This window comes from Streptomyces sp. NPDC058000 (assembly GCF_042886435.1).
In the GTDB taxonomy this organism is placed as follows: Bacteria; Actinomycetota; Actinomycetes; order Streptomycetales; family Streptomycetaceae; genus Streptomyces.
In genome coordinates this window covers 1-16,073 of the sequence record NZ_JBHVQS010000104.1, presented here as the reverse complement: position 1 = coordinate 16,073, position 16,073 = coordinate 1, and the positions used below count along the sequence as shown (strand labels likewise).

Genomic DNA, 16,073 nt, shown 5'->3' with positions numbered 1-16,073 from the left:
GGCCGCCCCTGCGCAGGGGCGGCCCGTACGTCTGCGTACCGGGGATCCGGCCGGTCAGGCCAGGCCGGCGACCAGCTCGGCGACCGGCTTGCGGCGACCGGTGTAGAAGGGGACCTCCTCGCGGACGTGCCGCCGTGCCTCGGAGCCGCGCAGGTGCCGCATCAGGTCGACGATGCGGTGCAGCTCGTCGGCCTCGAAGGCGAGGATCCACTCGTAGTCGCCGAGCGAGAACGACGCGACGGTGTTGGCGCGGACGTCGGGGAAGCCGCGGGCCATCTTGCCGTGGTCGGCGAGCATCCGGCGGCGGTCCTCGTCGGGGATGAGGTACCAGTCGTAGGAGCGCACGAACGGGTAGACGCTCACGTAGTCGCGGGGGTGCTCGTCGGCCAGGAAGGCCGGGATGTGCGACTTGTTGAACTCGGCGGGGCGGTGCAGCGCCATGTTCGACCAGACCGGCTCCAGCGCGCGGCCCAGGCGGGTGCGGCGGAAGCGGTTGTACGCCTCCTGGAGGTCGTCGGAGTTCTCCGAGTGCCACCAGATCATCACGTCGGCGTCGGCGCGCAGGCCGGAGACGTCGTAGGTGCCGCGGACCACCACGTCCTTGGCGGCGAGCTGAGCGAACAGCTCCTCGACCTCGTCGGCGTAGCCGGCCCGGTCCTCGGGGAGGACGTCGCGCAGCTTGAAGACCGACCAGAGGGTGTAGCGGACGACCTCGTTGAGGTCCTTGGCCTTCTTGCCGGCGTTGGGGATCTTGTCGGAGGCGGGGGCGGAAGCGTCTGTCATGTCGTCCATTCTCACTCGCCGCCGGCGGCACCCGCCGCCAGGGTCCCGAGGACCTCGTCGGCGGCCCGGCGCGCGGAGCCGACGCACGCCGGGATGCCGACGCCGTCGTAGAGCGCACCGCAGACCCGCAGCGGGCCCGGCAGGTCCGCGACCGCGGCCCGGACCCGCGCCATCCGGTCCACGTGGCCGACGGTGTACTGCGGCAGCCCGCCGTCCCAGCGGGTGACCGCGGAGGCCACCGGCCGGGCGGTCAGCCCGACCGCCTCGCCGAGGTCGGCGAGGGAGAGCCCGACCAGTTCGTCGTCGTCGCGCTTGAGGTCGGCCTCGTCGCCGTAGCGGCCGAGGGAGGTGCGCAGGACGAAGAGGTCCGGGTCGGCCTCGGCGATCCAGTTCCACTTGTGGCTGGCGAAGGTCGACGCCTTGATCCGGTGGCCGTCGACCGGTGGGACGAGGAAACCGCTGCCGCTGGGGACGGTGGTCAGGTCCGCGCGCCGGAAGGCCATGGTGACCAGCGCCATCGAGGCGTACTCGACGGTGGCCAGCTCGTCGGCGGCGACCGGGCAGCCGGCGCGCAGCAGCCGTTCCGCGGCCACCGCGGGCGCGGCCATGACCACCGCGTCGGCGGTGAGCGTGCGGTCGCCGGCCAGGATCCGCCAGCCGTCCGCGGCGGTCCAGCGCAGTTCGCGCACCGGCGTACGCAGCAGGATCTCGCCGCCGGAGCGGCGGACCGCGCCCGCGACCGCGTCGGGCAGGGTGCCGATGCCGCCGGCGATGCCCATGAAGACCGAGGTGGGGCCGGTCGCGGCCGGCCCCTCGGGGACGGTGGCCGCGGCGCGCTCCTGGATGGCCCGGACACCCTCGATCAGCGAACCGCCGCGCTGCGCCGCCTCGAACAGCTGCGGGACCGCGGCGCGCATCGAGATGCGGTACGCGTCGCCCGCGTAGACCCCGCCGAGCAGTGGCTCGACGAGCCGGTCGACGACCTCCCGGCCGAGCCGGGCCGCGACGTACTCGCCGACCCCGACGTCGGTGCCGGCCTCGGTCGTCGGCAGCGTCCGGTCCGCCTCGATCCGCGCCAGGCCCTCCGGGGAGAGCACGCCGGAGGCGGCGAGCGGCCCCAGGTCGCCGGGGACACCCATCACATGCCCCTTGGGCATCGGGCGCAGCGCACCGCGGGTCCACAGCGAGGCGGTGGCGGTACCGGGTGGCTGGAGGCGGTCGTCCAGGCCCACGGCCCGCGCCAGCTCCACCGCCTCCGGCCGCTTGGCCAGCATCGATTCGGCGCCGAAATCGACCGGTACGCCGGCGATCTCGCCGGCCAGCAGCTTGCCGCCCAGCCGCTCCGACGCCTCCAGCAGGGTCACCCGGGCCCCGCCCGCCAGCAGCCGGTGCGCGGCGGTCAGCCCCGCGATACCGCCACCGACGACCACGACATGACCGGGCGCCCGGTCCGTACCGCTGTGCGCTGTGCTCATGCCCTCCACTCTCTCAGAGCCGGTCCGGCGCCCTCCGGGCCGGCCCGCGTCCGGGCCGTGACCTCTTCGAGACCCCGGAACGGCAACCCCCACCCGGGCCGCCCCGTCGAACCGGCGTCACGATCCGGCCACTTGGCCGGGCCGCCCGGATACCGCGCGGCCCGGCGGCCGACGACGCGGAAGGGGAACGGTCTGTGATGTGGGGATCACGGGGGCGGCGGGGGGCCGGAGCGGCGGTGCTGCTGACGGTGTCGTTGGCGGTCGCCGGGTGCGGTGCGGCGGGCGGCAGGACCAGCGCCGCGGTGGACGCGGCAGGACCCGGGGAGGGGGCGGTGGCTCCCCGGCAGCGGGCCGGCGACCAGGCGGGTTCGGCGGCGCGGGGTCCGGACGGCGGCGCCCGGACCGGCACACCGCTGAAGGCGACGCAGTCGCAGATCATCCGGACCGCGACGCTGACCGTGCAGACCGGGGACGTGGCCGGGGCGCTCACCAGGGCGCGGGGCGCCGTCGAGGACGCGGGCGGCTATCCGGCCGACGAGACCACCGACCGGGACCCCGACGGCCGGGACCGCTCGAAGCTCGTGCTGCGGGTGCCGCCGGACCACTACGACGCGCTGCTGACGCGGCTGTCCGGGCTGGGCAAGGTCCTCTCCCGCGACGTCTCCGCCAAGGACGTCACCGACCAGGTGGTGGACGTCGACAGCCGGGTGAAGTCCCAGCGGGCGAGCGTCGAGCGGATCCGGGCGCTGATGGACCGGGCGTCCTCGATCAGCGACATCACCGCCCTGGAGTCCGAACTGAGCACCCGGGAGGCGAACCTGGAGTCCCTGGAGGCCCAGCTCAAGTCCCTCAAGGACCGCACCGGGACGGCCACCGTGACCCTGCTGCTGCGACAGCCCGGCGCTTCCCAGGACCCGAGGCCGGACGACGGCACCTCCTTCGGGGACGCGCTGTCCGACGCCTGGCACGCCTTCACGGCGGCGGTGCGCTGGGTGTTGGTGGCGCTCGCCGCGGCGCTGCCGTTCGCGGCCGCCGCGGCGGCCCTGTACGCGGTGGGGCGGGCGATCCGCGGCCGGCTGGCGGGCCACCCTTCCGGCCGGCGACGGCTCACGGAGACGGACGAGGCCATGGACACCGGCCCCGCGGAACCGCCCCGGACGGAACCGGCCGACGCGGAACGGCCCACCGCGGAACCGACCGGGGCGGACCGGGACGCCGGGGACGACCGCGGCACCGCGGACCGGACGGCCACGGACCAGACGGCCACGGACCCCACCGCGACGACACCGGGCGCAACGGAGCCGACGAGCGCCACGGAACCGCCCGCCGCTGCCGATGAGCCCAGGGCGCCCGGCGTGTCCGGTGAAGGTGGCCGACCGCCCCGTTGACACCGAGCGGTACCGGGCAAAGACTCGGGTCGGCGGGTGGCGATCTTCGTACCGCCCGGCCGCCGAGCCGGTGTCGCGAGGACAGCGCAGACAGCGAAGACAGCGAGGACACAGCCTGATGACCGAGCCACACGTACGGGACGCCGTGCGGGACGTCTACATCGTCGACGCGGTACGGACACCGGTCGGCAAGTACGGCGGCGCACTGGCCGCGGTGCGCCCCGACGACCTCGCCGCCCATGTGCTGCGCGCCCTGGTGGACCGCACCCCGGAGCTCGATCCGGCGCGGATCGACGACGTCTACTTCGGCGACGCCAACGGCGCGGGCGAGGACAACCGCAACGTGGCGCGGATGGCGGTGCTGTTGGCGGGGCTGCCGGTCAGTGTCCCCGGGGTGAGTGTCAACCGGCTGTGCGGATCCGGGCTGGAGGCGGTCATCCAGGCGGCCCGCGCCGTCGCGCACGGCGATGCGGAGATCGCGGTGGCCGGCGGCGTGGAGTCGATGAGCCGGGCGCCGTACGTGCTGCGCAAGCCGGACCGGGCCTTCCCCGCGGGGCATCAGGAGATGTTCTCCTCGACGCTGGGCTGGCGGATGGTCAATCCGCGGATGGCGCCGCAGTGGACGGTGTCGCTGGGCGAGGGCGCCGAGCTGATCGCCGACAAGCACGGCATCACCCGGGAACAGCAGGACGTGTTCGCGCTGGCCAGCCACCAGAAGGCGGTCCGGGCCTGGGCGGCCGGTGCCTACGACGCGGAGGTCGTGCCGCTGCCGGGCGTGGACCTCACCCGTGACGAAACGATCCGGGAGAATTCCTCGCTGGAGTCCCTCTCCAAGCTGAAGCCGGTCTTCCGCACCGAGGGAGGCACCGTCACCGCCGGGAACTCCTCACCACTGAACGACGGCGCCGCCGCGCTGCTGCTGGTCAGCGAGGAGGGACTGCGGGCCACCGGACGGGAACCGCTGGCCCGCATCCGGGCGAGCGCGGTGACCGGCATCGAGCCGCAGCTGTTCGGACTCGGTCCGGTCGAGGCGGTCCAGCGGGCGCTGGCGCGGGCCGGGCGGAGCTTCGGCGACCTGGCGGTCTGCGAGCTGAACGAGGCGTTCGCGGCCCAGGCGCTGGGCTGTATCGCCCAGTGGCCGGAACTCGACCCCACCACGGTCAATCCGCGCGGCGGCGCCCTCTCCATCGGGCACCCGCTGGGCGCCTCCGGGGCCCGGCTCGCCGGCGCGGTGGCCCACCAGCTCGCCGCGCAGGGATCGGGCACCGGGCTGGCGACGCTGTGCATCGGCGTGGGACAGGGGCTGGCGATGGTGCTGGAGCGCTAGGGCCGCGATCCGGTGGATGAGGGGCGACCCGGCCATGATCCACCGGGCCGGCCCCAGGCGCGCGTTCGACCGGTCGACGGTCCGGCCGCTACCGGCGGGATCACCGTCCGGCGGGCGCGCGCCGCCTCCATGGGGCACACTCGTTCACCAATCAACTGTCCCCGTTCTCCCGGAGGTTGGCGCGATGGCCCTGCTCGATCCCAAGGACTGGCTCTCGCTGCACGGCGGCCCGGCCGAGGCGGTGGAGCCCGCGACGGGCGAGGGGCTGGCGACGCTGACGCTCGCCGCGCCGGCCGACGTCGCGGACGCCGCGGCCGGGGCCGCCGCGGCGCAGCGGGACTGGGCACGCAGGCCGTACACCGAGCGGGCCGCCGTGCTGCGCCGGGCCGGCGACCTCATCCACCGGCACGCCGCGGAGATCGGCGAGTGGATCGTGCGGGAGGGCGGCAGCATCCGGGGCAAGGCCGAGTTCGAGATCCGGACCGCGGCCGAGGAGTGCTACGAGGCCGCCGCGCTCGCCCACCGCCCGCTCGGCCAGGTGCTGCCCTCGGGTGCGCCGCGCCTGTCGTACACCACCCGGGTTCCGGCTGGTGTGGTCGGCGTGATCGCACCGTTCAACGTCCCGCTGGTGCTCGCGATCCGGTCCGTCGCACCGGCCCTGGCGCTGGGCAACGCCGTGGTGCTCAAGCCGGACCCGCGGACCGCGGTGTGCGGCGGGCACGTCCTGGCCGCGGTCTTCGCCGAGGCCGGGCTGCCGGCGGGGCTGCTGCACGTCCTGCCCGGTGGCGCGGACGCCGGACGGGCACTGGTCGAGGACCCGCGGGTGCGGGTGATCTCCTTCACCGGCTCGACCGCGGCGGGCCGCAGCGTCGGCGCGCTGGCCGCGCGGCACCTCAAGCGGGCCCACCTGGAACTGGGCGGCAACAGCGCGTTCCTGGTGCTGGCGGACGCCGATCTGGACGCCGCGATGTCCATCGCCGCGTGGGCGTCCTTCTTCCACCAGGGCCAGGTGTGCATGACGGCGGGCCGGCACCTCGTCCACGCCTCGCTCTACGACGAGTACGTGGCGCGGCTGGCGGCGAAGGCGGACGCGCTGACCGTCGGGGACCCGTTCCGCGAGCAGGTCCACCTCGGTCCGGTCATCGACCGCGGGCAGCTCGGCAAGATCGACGCGCTGGTCCGGGAGAGCGCCGCGGCGGGCGTGCGGATCGCCGCCGGCGGCACCCACCGGGAGCTGTTCTACCGGCCGACGGTCCTCGCCGACGCGGGCCCGGACGCCACCGGGCCGGGCTCGGTGGGCACCTCCCCGGCGTACGGCCAGGAGGTCTTCGGCCCGGTCGCCCCGGTCCGCGCCTTCGCGACCCTGGACGAGGCGGTGGCGCTGGCCAACGAGTCCTCCTACGGGCTGGCGCTGGGCATCGTCACCCGCGACGCGGCCCGCGCGCTGGATCTGGCCGACCGGATCCCCACCGGCCTGCTGCACATCAACGACCAGACCGTCAACGACGAGCCGGTGGCGGCGTTCGGCGGACTGGCCGACTCCGGGACCGGCTCCCGCTTCGGCGGCGAGGCCAACCTCGACGCGTTCACCGAGACCCGCTGGACGACCGTGCGCGCCACACCGGCCGACTACCCGTTCTGACCGCGGCCCGACACGAGTTCCGTAGCGTAGGGAACCGGCCAGAACAGGGCAGAACCGGCCAGAACCGAGCGGCAAACCGTGGGACCCGCGAACCCGTGGGACTCCCCGAACTCGACGGAAGGACACGGGAATGGCGGCGCCGGAGCGGCTGGTGGTCATCGGCGGGGACGCGGCGGGGATGGCCGCCGCGTCACAGGCCCGCCGGCACAAGGGGCCGGACGCGTTGGCCATCACGGCCTTCGAGCGCGGCCACTTCACGTCGTACTCCGCCTGCGGCATCCCGTACTGGGTGGGCGGGCAGGTGGACGGCCCGGACGCACTGATCGCCCGGACACCGAAGGAGCACCGGGCCCGCGATATCGACCTGCGGCTGCGCACCGAGGTCACCGAGATCGACCTGGACCGGGGCCGGGTGCGCAGCCGGGACCTGGAGGACGGCGGCCGGGAGGCGTGGACCGGCTTCGACAAGCTGGTGGTGGCGACCGGGGCGCGCCCACTGCGCCCGCCGCTGCCGGGGATCGACGCACCGGGCGTGTACGGGGTGCAGAACCTCGACGACGGGCAGGCGCTGCTGTACGGGCTGAAGGGGGCGCCGGGCCGGCGGGCGGTGGTCATCGGCGCCGGGTACATCGGCGTGGAGATGGCCGAGGCGATGATCCACCGCGGCTACCAGGTGACGGTCCTGGAGCAGAGCGCACAACCGATGTCCACCCTCGACCCGGACATGGGGGCGCTGGTGCGCACCGCGATGTGCGGGATGGGCGTCGAGGTGGTGACCGGTGCGCGGGTCACCGGCGTGCTGACCGACGGGGCGGACGGCCGGGCCCGCGCGGTGGTCACGGACGACGCCGAGTACCCGGCGGACGTGGTCGTGCTGGGGCTGGGCGTCCGCCCGGAGACCGCCCTGGCCGAGGCGGCCGGGCTGCCGCTGGGCGCCTCCGGGGGCCTGCGCACCGACCTGGCGCTGCGGGTGTCCGGCCAGGAGCACGTCTGGGCGGGCGGGGACTGCATCGAGGTGCGCGACCTGATCACCGGGGAGCACCGGCACATCGCGCTGGGCACCCACGCCAACAAGCACGGCCAGGTGATCGGCGCCAATGTGGCCGGCGGCTATGCGACCTTCCCGGGGGTCGTCGGCACGGCCGTCAGCAAGGTCTGCGATCTGGAGATCGCCCGCACCGGGCTGTTGGAGCGCCAGGCCCACGCGGCGGGGCTGCAATTCGTCACCGTCACCATCGAGTCGACCAGCCGCGCCGGCTACTACCCCGGCGCCCGCCCGATGCACGTGAAGATGCTCGCCGAGCGGCGTACGGGGCGGCTGCTGGGGGTGCAGATCGTCGGCCGGGAGGGCGCGGGGAAGCGGGTGGACATCGCCGCGGTGGCGCTCACCGCGGGGATGACGGTGGAGCAGATGACCGCCCTGGACCTGGGGTACGCCCCGCCGTTCTCGCCGGTCTGGGACCCGGTCCTGGTGGCGGCCCGCAAGGCGGACGCGGCGGTGCGGGCGGCCGGGGGCGCCACCCGGCATTAGCCGGGGAGGGACCCGGCGCTGGCCGGGGAGGGCCTGCCCCTGGAGGACCGGCCCCTCCCCCGCCCCGCTCAGCGCGCGGTCTGCGTGTGGACGTACTCGACGAGGCGGGTCAGCGCGTCCGGGTCGGTGTCGGGCAGCACGCCGTGGCCGAGGTTGAAGACGTGGCCTTCCAGGCCCGCGGCGGCGTCGAGGACCTCACGGGCCTTGGTCTCGACGGCCTCGCGGGGGGCGAAGAGCACGGCCGGGTCGATGTTGCCCTGGAGCGCCTTGCCGGGGCCGACCCGGTGGACCGCCTCGTTCAGCGGGACCCGCCAGTCGACGCCGACCACGTCCGCGCCGGCCTCGCCCATCAGCCCGAGGAGTTCGCCGGTGCCGACGCCGAAGTGGATCCGCGGGACGCCGTAGGAGGCGACCGCGTCGAAGACCTTGGTGGAGGCGGGCATCACCGAGCGCCGGTAGTCGGCCGGGGAGAGCGCGCCGACCCAGGAGTCGAAGAGCTGGACGGCGCTGGCGCCGGCCTCGATCTGGACCTTGAGGAAGGCCGAGGTGATGTCCGCGAGCCGGTCGAGCAGGTCGGCCCACAGCTGCGGGTCGCCGTACATCAGGGCCTTGGTGTGCTCGTGGTTGCGGGACGGGCCGCCCTCGACGAGGTAGCTGGCGAGCGTGAACGGGGCGCCGGCGAAGCCGATGAGCGGGGTGCCGCCCAGCTCACGGGTGAGCAGGCCGATGGCCTCGGTGACGTAGGGGACGTCGCCGGGCTCCAGCGGGCGCAGCTGCTCCAGGTCGGCGCGGCTGCGGATGGGGTTCTCGACGACCGGGCCGATGCCGGGCTTGATGTCGAGGTCGATGCCGATGGCCTTCAGGGGCACCACGATGTCGCTGAAGTAGATGGCGGCGTCCACGCCGTGCCGGCGCACGGGCTGGAGGGTGATCTCGGTGACCAGCTCGGGCCGCATGCAGGAGTCGAGCATCGCGATGCCCTCGCGGACCTTGCGGTACTCGGGGAGTGAACGCCCGGCCTGGCGCATGAACCACACCGGCGTGTGCGGCACCGGCTCGCGCCGGCACGCCTTGAGGAAGGCCGAGTCGTACGTCGCGGTCTGCTGCTGGCCCGTAAGGGCATCGTTGGCGCTCACGCGGCAAATCTTCGCATGCGTCCGTCGGCACCTCCGAATGGGCGACGCGCGCACCGGGTGTCCTCCCCATATGTACGCCGTCTTCCGCCTACCCTTCCGGGCATGGCTGCGGCTCACGAACACCTCGCGGACAGCGCGGACGAGACCCCGATCCCCTTCCGTCAGGCGGTCGAGGCGCTCCGCGCGGCCCGGCTGCGGCCGGAGATCGAGACCGACCCGACACCTGCACCGAAACGCCTCGCCCCGTACGCCTACGCGCTGGAGGCCGCGGTGGTCGAGCGCGGGGCGGGGCCGGACGGCGAGGACCGGGACCTGGCGGACGGGCGGCTGGTGGTGCTGCACCAGCCGGCCGGCGACGAGACCTGGCAGGGCACGTTCCGGGTGGTGACGCTGGCCCGCGCGGAGCTGGAGCCGGAGATGGGCGCCGACCCGCTGCTGCCCGAGGTGTCGTGGTCCTGGCTGACCGGTGCGCTGGAGGCGCGCGGGGTGCACTTCGGCGCGCCGAGCGGGACCGTCACCCGGGCCGGGTCGCACTACTTCGGTGGGCTCGCGGCGCGGGAGCCGGCGACCCAGATCGAGATCCGGGCGTCGTGGACGCCGGCCGAGGGGCCGGGCGGGGTGCCGGACCTCGCGGCGCACCTGTCGGCGTGGTGCGATCTGTTGTGCCAGGTGGCCGGGCTGCCACCGGCCCCGCTCGACCCTGCGCCGCGCGGCGGGGTGGTGGCGCTGCCGCAGCGCCGCGGTCCACAGGCCCGCTGAGGGGCAGACACCAGACGGCGAGGTGCCGTGCGTCCGGGACGTCCGGGCGTGCGGCACCTCGCCGTTTCCGTACGCCTGTGATCACCTCGATGTGCACTCCGTGCTCACCTTGATCGCTCACGCATCCGATTTGCCCGAATTGCCCCTAACTAAATCGTGATCAAAGTCTAAAGTCCCGCCGGATTGCTGCCGAAGAGGTCAGTGACCCTTCAAACACGGATCATTCCGGCTTTCCCCAGCCGGCTTCCGTCCCCGCCACTCCCCAGGAGGCCCGGTGTCAGTTCTCCTTGAGCAACCTTCGAGCCTGGTCGCCTACCGCCCGAACAAGCCGACCGCCATGGTCGTCGTGGCCGACCCTCGCGTCCGCTCCACCGTCACCCGTCACCTGTGGGCCCTCGGTGTGCGTGACGTGATCGAGGCGTCGTCCATCGCGGAGGCCCGTCCCCGCGTCGGCAACCCACGCGACATCTGCGTGGCCGACGTCCACCTTCCCGACGGCTCCGGCCTCACCCTGCTGTCCGAGACACGGGCGGCCGGCTGGCCCAACGGCCTCGCACTCTCCGCCGCCGACGACATCGGCGCCGTCCGCAACGCCCTCGCCGGCGGCGTCAAGGGCTACGTCGTCACCGGCACCCGCACCAACCTCGGCCTGCCGGGCCGGCCGGGCGCCGCCCCGATCGGCGCCAACGCGGCCCGGATGCAGCGCCGCCCGCCGGGCGCCCCGGGTCACCCCGGTGGCTACCGCGAGCTCTCGGGGCGCGAGGTGGAGGTGTTGCGGCTGGTGGCGGAGGGCCAGTCCAACAAGGCCATCGGCGTCTCGATGGGACTGTCGGCGCTCACCGTGAAGAGCCACCTCGCCCGGATCGCGCGCAAGCTCGGCACCGGTGATCGGGCCGGGATGGTGGCGGTCGCGCTGCGCACCGGCATCATCCACTGAACCCCGTCTCCTGACCCGTCCCGCCCGTCGAGGGAACATTCCCCCGACGGGCGACGTGCATACACAGATACCCTTGACTGGTGACCGACGCCCAAAAGACCGCAGCAGACACGACACTGCGAGCACCCGGAGAATCGCCTCCGGATTCCCGACCGGCGCCGGTACCCCTACTGGAACCCCGCGAGGGCATCCCCCCGGTGACCGCCGCCGACGAGGCGCTCACCGAGGTCGTCGCCGCCTTCGCGGCCGGCCGCGGCCCGGTCGCCGTGGACGCCGAGCGCGCCTCGGGCTACCGCTACGGCCAGCGTGCCTATCTCGTCCAGCTGCGCCGCGAGGGCGCCGGCAGTGTGTTGATCGACCCGGTCGGCTGTCCCGACCTCGCCACGCTGGGGGGCGCGATCTCCGATGCCGAGTGGGTGCTGCACGCCGCAACCCAGGACCTGCCCTGTCTGCGCGACATAGGGATGGTCCCCACCAAGCTGTTCGACACCGAGCTGGCCGGACGGCTGGCCGGCTTCGCCCGGGTCGGCCTGGGCGCCATGGTCGAGAACGTCCTCGGCTACGCCCTGGAGAAGGGGCACTCCGCCGTCGACTGGTCCACCCGCCCGCTGCCCGAGCCGTGGCTGCGCTACGCCGCGCTCGACGTCGAGCTGCTGGTGGACCTGCGCGACGCGCTGGAGGAGGAGCTGGACCGACAGGGCAAGCTGGAGTGGGCCCGGCAGGAGTTCGCGGCCATCGCCGCCGCTCCCCCGCCGCCGCCCCGCAAGGACCCCTGGCGCCGCACGTCCGGGATGCACAAGGTGCGCCGACGCCGGCAGATGGCGGTCGTCCGGGAGCTGTGGACGCTGCGCGACCAGGTCGCCCAGCGGCGCGACGTCTCGCCCGGCAAGGTGCTCGGCGACGCCGCGATCATCGAGGCCGCGCTCCAACTCCCGCCCAACACCCACGCGCTGGCCGCGCTGGCCGGGTTCGGGCACCGGATGGGTCGGCGCCAGCTGGAGCAGTGGCAGACCGCCGTCGACCACGCCCGGGCGCTGCCGGACAGCGAACTGCCGCAGCCCGGCCAGCCGCTCAACGGCCCGCCGCCGCCCCGCTCGTGGGCCGACAAGGACCCGGCCGCGGCGGCCCGGCTGTCGGCCGCCCGCACGTCGGTGAGCGCGCTCGCCGAGCGGCTGAACCTCCCGCAGGAGAACCTCATCACCCCGGACACGGTGCGCCGGCTGTGCTGGGAGCCGCCGGCCGGCCCGACCCCGGAGACGGTCGCCGAGGTCCTGTCCGGACACGGCGCCCGTCCCTGGCAGATCGAGCTGGTCGCACCGCTCCTGACCGAGGCCCTGCTGGCCAACGGCTCCTGACCGGGTCCGGTCCGACACCACCGAGGGCCCCGGCCGCGCAACCCCCGCGCGGCCGGGGCCCTCTGCGATCTCCGGATTCCCTGGATTCCCTGCGTTCTCTGGGTTCCCTGCGTCCTCCTCGCCCGGCGGGTTCCGGCCGTCGGGCGGTGTGACGTTCGCCGCTCCGGGCGAGGGGGGTGTGCAGCTTGGTTACCCGTAAGTAGCATGGGCGTGTGACGCGTCCTCCGGGGCGCGACCGCAGCAGTGCCATCCCGCACCTGGAGGAGAGCCAACGTGCCTCGTACCGCTAGGGACGTCGTCTTCGTCGACGGCGTCCGCACCCCGTTCGGCAAGGCGGGCCCGAAGGGCATCTACCACGAGACCCGCGCCGACGACCTGGTCGTCAAGTGCATCCGGGAGCTGCTGCGCCGCAACCCGGACCTGGACCCGGCCCGGATCGACGAGGTCGTCCTCGCCGCCACCACCCAGATCGGTGACCAGGGCCTGACCCTGGGCCGTACCGCCGCCATCCTGGCGGGGCTGCCGCAGTCCGTGCCCGGTTTCTCCGTCGACCGGATGTGTGCCGGTGCGATGACCGCGGTGACCAGCGTCGCCGGCGGGGTGGCCTTCGGCGCGTACGACATCGCCGTGGCCGGCGGTGTCGAGCACATGGGCCGCCACCCCATGGGCGAGGGCGTGGACCCCAACCCGCGCTTCGTGTCGGAGAAGCTGGTCGACCAGTCGGCCCTCTTCATGGGCATGACGGCGGAGAACCTCCACGACCGGCTGCCGCACCTCACCAAGCAGCGCGCCGACGAGTACGCGGTGCGCAGCCAGGAGAAGGCCGCCAAGGCGTACGCCGACGGCAAGATCCAGGCCGACCTGGTGCCGATCTCGGTGCGCCGCACCAACGCCGAGGCCGGCGAGACCGGCTGGGGCCTCGCCACCACCGACGAGCCGATGCGTCCGGGCACGACGCTGGCGAACCTCGCCGGGCTGAAGACCCCGTTCCGTCCGCACGGCCGGGTGACCGCGGGCAACGCCGCCGGCCTCAACGACGGCGCCACCGCCTCGCTGGTCGCCGCCGAGGACGTGGCCCGCGAGCTGGGCCTGCCGGTCAAGATGCGCCTCGTGGACTACGCCTTCGCGGGTGTCGAGCCCGAGGTCATGGGCATCGGCCCGGTCCCGGCGACCGAGAAGGCGCTGGCCAAGGCCGGTCTGACGATCGATGACATCGGCCTGTTCGAGATCAACGAGGCGTTCGCCGTCCAGGTGCTCTCGCTGCTCGACCACTACGGCATCGCCGACGACGACCCGCGCGTCAACCAGTACGGCGGCGCCATCGCCTACGGCCACCCGCTGGCGTCGTCCGGTGTGCGTCTGATGACGCAGCTGGCGCGGCAGTTCGAGGAGCAGCCGGAGGTCCGCTACGGCATCACCACCATGTGCGTCGGCTTCGGCATGGGCGGCACCGTTATCTGGGAGAACCCGCACTTCGAGGGGGCAGGCAAGTGAGTACCACCGCTGAGCTGTTGAAGGGTGCGGCCGAGCTGTTCCCGGACGAGGTCGTGACGCAGGCGCACGTGCGCCACCTCGACCTCCCCAAGGGCGCGGGCCGGTTCGCGCTGATCACGCTGGACAACGGCCTGGACCACACCAAGCCGACCACCTTCGGCCCGCAGTCGCTGGCGAACCTCAACACCGCCCTCGACCAGGTCGAGAAGGAGGCCGCGGACGGCGCGATCGTCGCCGCGGGCATCACCGGCAAGCCGTTCATCTTCGCCGTGGGCGCCGACCTCAAGGGCGTCGAGCTGCTCAAGCGCCACGAGGACGCGCTGGCCATCGGCAAGGGCGGCCACGACGTCTTCAAGCGGCTGTCCACGCTGGCCGTGCCGACCTTCGCGTACTACAACGGCGCCGCGATGGGCGGCGGTGTCGAGGTCGGTCTGCACTGCACCTACCGCACCGTCTCCAAGGCGCTGCCGGCCTTCTCGCTCCCCGAGGTCTTCCTCGGCCTGGTGCCCGGCTGGGGCGGCTGCGCGCTGCTGCCGAACCTCATCGGCGCGGACCGCGCGGTGAGCGTGATCATCGAGAACTCGCTCAACCAGAACCGGCAGCTCAAGGGCAAGCAGGTCTTCGAGCTCGGCATCGCGGACGCGCTCTTCGAGGGCGCGGACTTCCTGGAGCAGTCGCTGATCTGGACCGCTTCGGTGCTGACCGGCGACACCGAGGTCGTACGGGCCGAGGTCGACCGCGGTGAGGCGTGGGACGCCGCCGTGCAGCGCGGCAAGGCGATCGCGGACAGCAAGGTGCACGGCGCGGCCCCGGCCGCCTACCGCGCGCTGGACATCATCGCGGCCGCCAAGAACGGCGACCTCCGCCAGGGCTTCGACGCCGAGGACCAGGCCCTCGCCGACCTGATCATGGGCGGCGAACTGCGGTCCGGCATCTACTCGTTCAACCTGGTGCAGAAGCGCGCCAAGCGGCCCGCCGGTGCGCCGGACAAGTCGCTGGCCCGTCCCGTCACCAAGGTCGGCGTGGTCGGCGCGGGCCTGATGGCCTCCCAGCTGGCGCTGCTCTTCGCCCGCCGCCTGGAGGTCCCGGTCGTCCTCACGGACATCGACCAGGCCCGGATCGACAAGGGCGTGGCGTACGTCCACGGCGAGATCGACAAGCTGCTGCTCAAGGGCCGGGTCAACCAGGACAAGGCGAACCGCCTCAAGGGCCTGGTCTCCGGCCATCTCGACAAGGCCGCCGCCTTCGGCGACGCGGACTTCGTCATCGAGGCCGTCTTCGAGGAGATGGGCGTCAAGCAGCAGGTGTTCGCGGAGGTCGAGGCGGTCGTGCCGGCGCACGCCGTGCTCGCCACCAACACCTCCTCCCTCTCGGTCACCGAGATGGCCGCGAAGCTCAAGCACCCCGAGCGGGTCGTGGGCTTCCACTTCTTCAACCCGGTCGCGATCCTGCCGCTGCTGGAGATCGTCCGGGCCGAGAAGACCGACGACGCGTCGCTGGCCACCGCCTTCGCGGTCGCCAAGTCGCTGAAGAAGACGGCCGTGCTGGTGAAGGACGCCCCGGCGTTCGTCGTCAACCGCATCCTGACCCGCTTCATGGGCGAGATCCAGAACGTCATCGACGAGGGCACCCCGGTCGCCGTCGCCGAGAAGGCGGTCGAGCCGCTCGGTCTGCCGATGTCGCCGCTGGTCCTCCTGGAGCTGGTCGGCCCGGCGATCGGCCTGCACGTCTCCGAGACGCTGCACGGCGCCTTCCCGGAGCGCTTCACGGTCTCCCCCAACCTCAAGGCGGTCGTCGAGGCCGGCAAGCGCGGCTTCTACGTCTACGACAGCGGCAAGCCGGAGCTGGACCCGGAGGTCGCCGCGCTGCTCAAGCAGGGCGACTCGGTGCTGACCGAGGAGCAGGTCCGCGACCGGGTGCTGGACGCCGTGGCGCAGGAGATCGGCCTGATGCTGGACGAGGGCGTGGTGGCCGAGGCGCAGGACATCGACCTGTGCCTGATCACCGGCGCCGGCTGGCCCTTCCACCTGGGCGGCATCACGCCGTACCTGGACCGTGAGGGCGTCTCCGAGCGGGTGACCGGCAAGAAGTTCCTGGCCCCGGGGATCGCGAGCGTGCCCGCCTAAGGGACCGTAGCGGACGACAGCCCCGCGGAATTCGACGCGCGGGCCCGCGCGGGGGGGCCGGGGCGCGCGGGGGGGGGGCGGCGCCCGCCGGGCGGGGGACGGCCGCCCGGCCCGGGCCGG

General features: G+C 73.7%; 12 protein-coding genes. 9 read left to right on the top strand and 3 right to left on the bottom strand.

Annotation, left to right across the window (positions count from 1 at the left end; all coding sequences use genetic code 11):
- Positions 1–54: 54 nt before the first annotated feature.
- Together hemQ and hemG are read right to left on the bottom strand one after the other, a co-directional pair.
- Entirely contained in the window at positions 55–792 is a 738-nt protein-coding gene (hemQ, locus tag ACFVT2_RS42230; RefSeq protein WP_390027533.1) for a hydrogen peroxide-dependent heme synthase, read from the bottom strand.
- A gap of 2 nt (positions 793–794) precedes the next feature.
- Positions 795–2,258 carry a protoporphyrinogen oxidase gene (gene hemG / locus ACFVT2_RS42225; protein ID WP_390027531.1) on the bottom strand — a complete coding sequence of 488 codons (1,464 nt, stop codon included), beginning with the start codon at positions 2,256–2,258 and terminating at the stop codon, positions 795–797.
- A 236-nt stretch (positions 2,259–2,494) separates the two neighbouring features.
- Between hemG and ACFVT2_RS42220 the strand changes: the two genes are divergently transcribed.
- The 4 genes from ACFVT2_RS42220 to ACFVT2_RS42205 all read left to right on the top strand — a co-directional run bounded on the left by ACFVT2_RS42220 (position 2,495) and on the right by ACFVT2_RS42205 (position 8,146).
- The gene (locus ACFVT2_RS42220; RefSeq protein WP_390027528.1) at positions 2,495–3,646 is read left to right on the top strand and encodes a DUF4349 domain-containing protein; all 1,152 of its coding nucleotides are present in this window, start codon (positions 2,495–2,497) and stop codon (positions 3,644–3,646) included.
- Positions 3,647–3,764: 118 nt separating this feature from the next.
- Positions 3,765–4,973 (top strand): thiolase family protein, encoded by a 1,209-nt coding sequence (locus ACFVT2_RS42215; RefSeq protein ID WP_390027525.1) that lies wholly within the window; start codon positions 3,765–3,767, stop codon positions 4,971–4,973.
- Positions 4,974–5,157: 184 nt separating this feature from the next.
- Complete coding sequence (locus tag ACFVT2_RS42210) at positions 5,158–6,615, top strand: aldehyde dehydrogenase family protein (protein ID WP_390027522.1); 1,458 nt, start codon at positions 5,158–5,160, stop codon at positions 6,613–6,615.
- 130 nt (positions 6,616–6,745) lie between these two features.
- Complete coding sequence (locus tag ACFVT2_RS42205) at positions 6,746–8,146, top strand: FAD-dependent oxidoreductase (protein WP_390027519.1); 1,401 nt, start codon at positions 6,746–6,748, stop codon at positions 8,144–8,146.
- Between the two features lie 68 nt (positions 8,147–8,214).
- On the opposite strand, the gene hemE is transcribed toward ACFVT2_RS42205, so the two are convergent.
- Complete coding sequence (gene hemE, locus ACFVT2_RS42200; RefSeq protein WP_390027513.1) at positions 8,215–9,282, bottom strand: uroporphyrinogen decarboxylase; 1,068 nt, start codon at positions 9,280–9,282, stop codon at positions 8,215–8,217.
- 102 nt (positions 9,283–9,384) lie between these two features.
- On the opposite strand from hemE, the gene ACFVT2_RS42195 reads away from it, so the two are divergent.
- From ACFVT2_RS42195 to ACFVT2_RS42175, 5 genes are all read left to right on the top strand, one after another.
- The gene (locus ACFVT2_RS42195; protein WP_390027510.1) at positions 9,385–10,041 is read left to right on the top strand and encodes a DUF3000 domain-containing protein; all 657 of its coding nucleotides are present in this window, start codon (positions 9,385–9,387) and stop codon (positions 10,039–10,041) included.
- A gap of 274 nt (positions 10,042–10,315) precedes the next feature.
- A complete protein-coding gene (locus ACFVT2_RS42190; RefSeq protein WP_016573641.1) occupies positions 10,316–10,978 on the top strand; it encodes a response regulator transcription factor in 663 nt (220 codons plus the stop codon).
- 80 nt (positions 10,979–11,058) lie between these two features.
- Positions 11,059–12,333 (top strand): HRDC domain-containing protein, encoded by a 1,275-nt coding sequence (locus ACFVT2_RS42185; RefSeq protein ID WP_390027507.1) that lies wholly within the window; start codon positions 11,059–11,061, stop codon positions 12,331–12,333.
- A gap of 273 nt (positions 12,334–12,606) precedes the next feature.
- The gene (locus ACFVT2_RS42180) at positions 12,607–13,827 is read left to right on the top strand and encodes a thiolase family protein (protein WP_390027504.1); all 1,221 of its coding nucleotides are present in this window, start codon (positions 12,607–12,609) and stop codon (positions 13,825–13,827) included.
- Positions 13,824–15,953 (top strand): 3-hydroxyacyl-CoA dehydrogenase NAD-binding domain-containing protein, encoded by a 2,130-nt coding sequence (locus ACFVT2_RS42175; RefSeq protein WP_390027501.1) that lies wholly within the window; start codon positions 13,824–13,826, stop codon positions 15,951–15,953. Before ACFVT2_RS42180 ends, ACFVT2_RS42175 begins: the two co-directional genes overlap by 4 nt.
- The last annotated feature ends 120 nt before the right edge of the window (positions 15,954–16,073 follow it).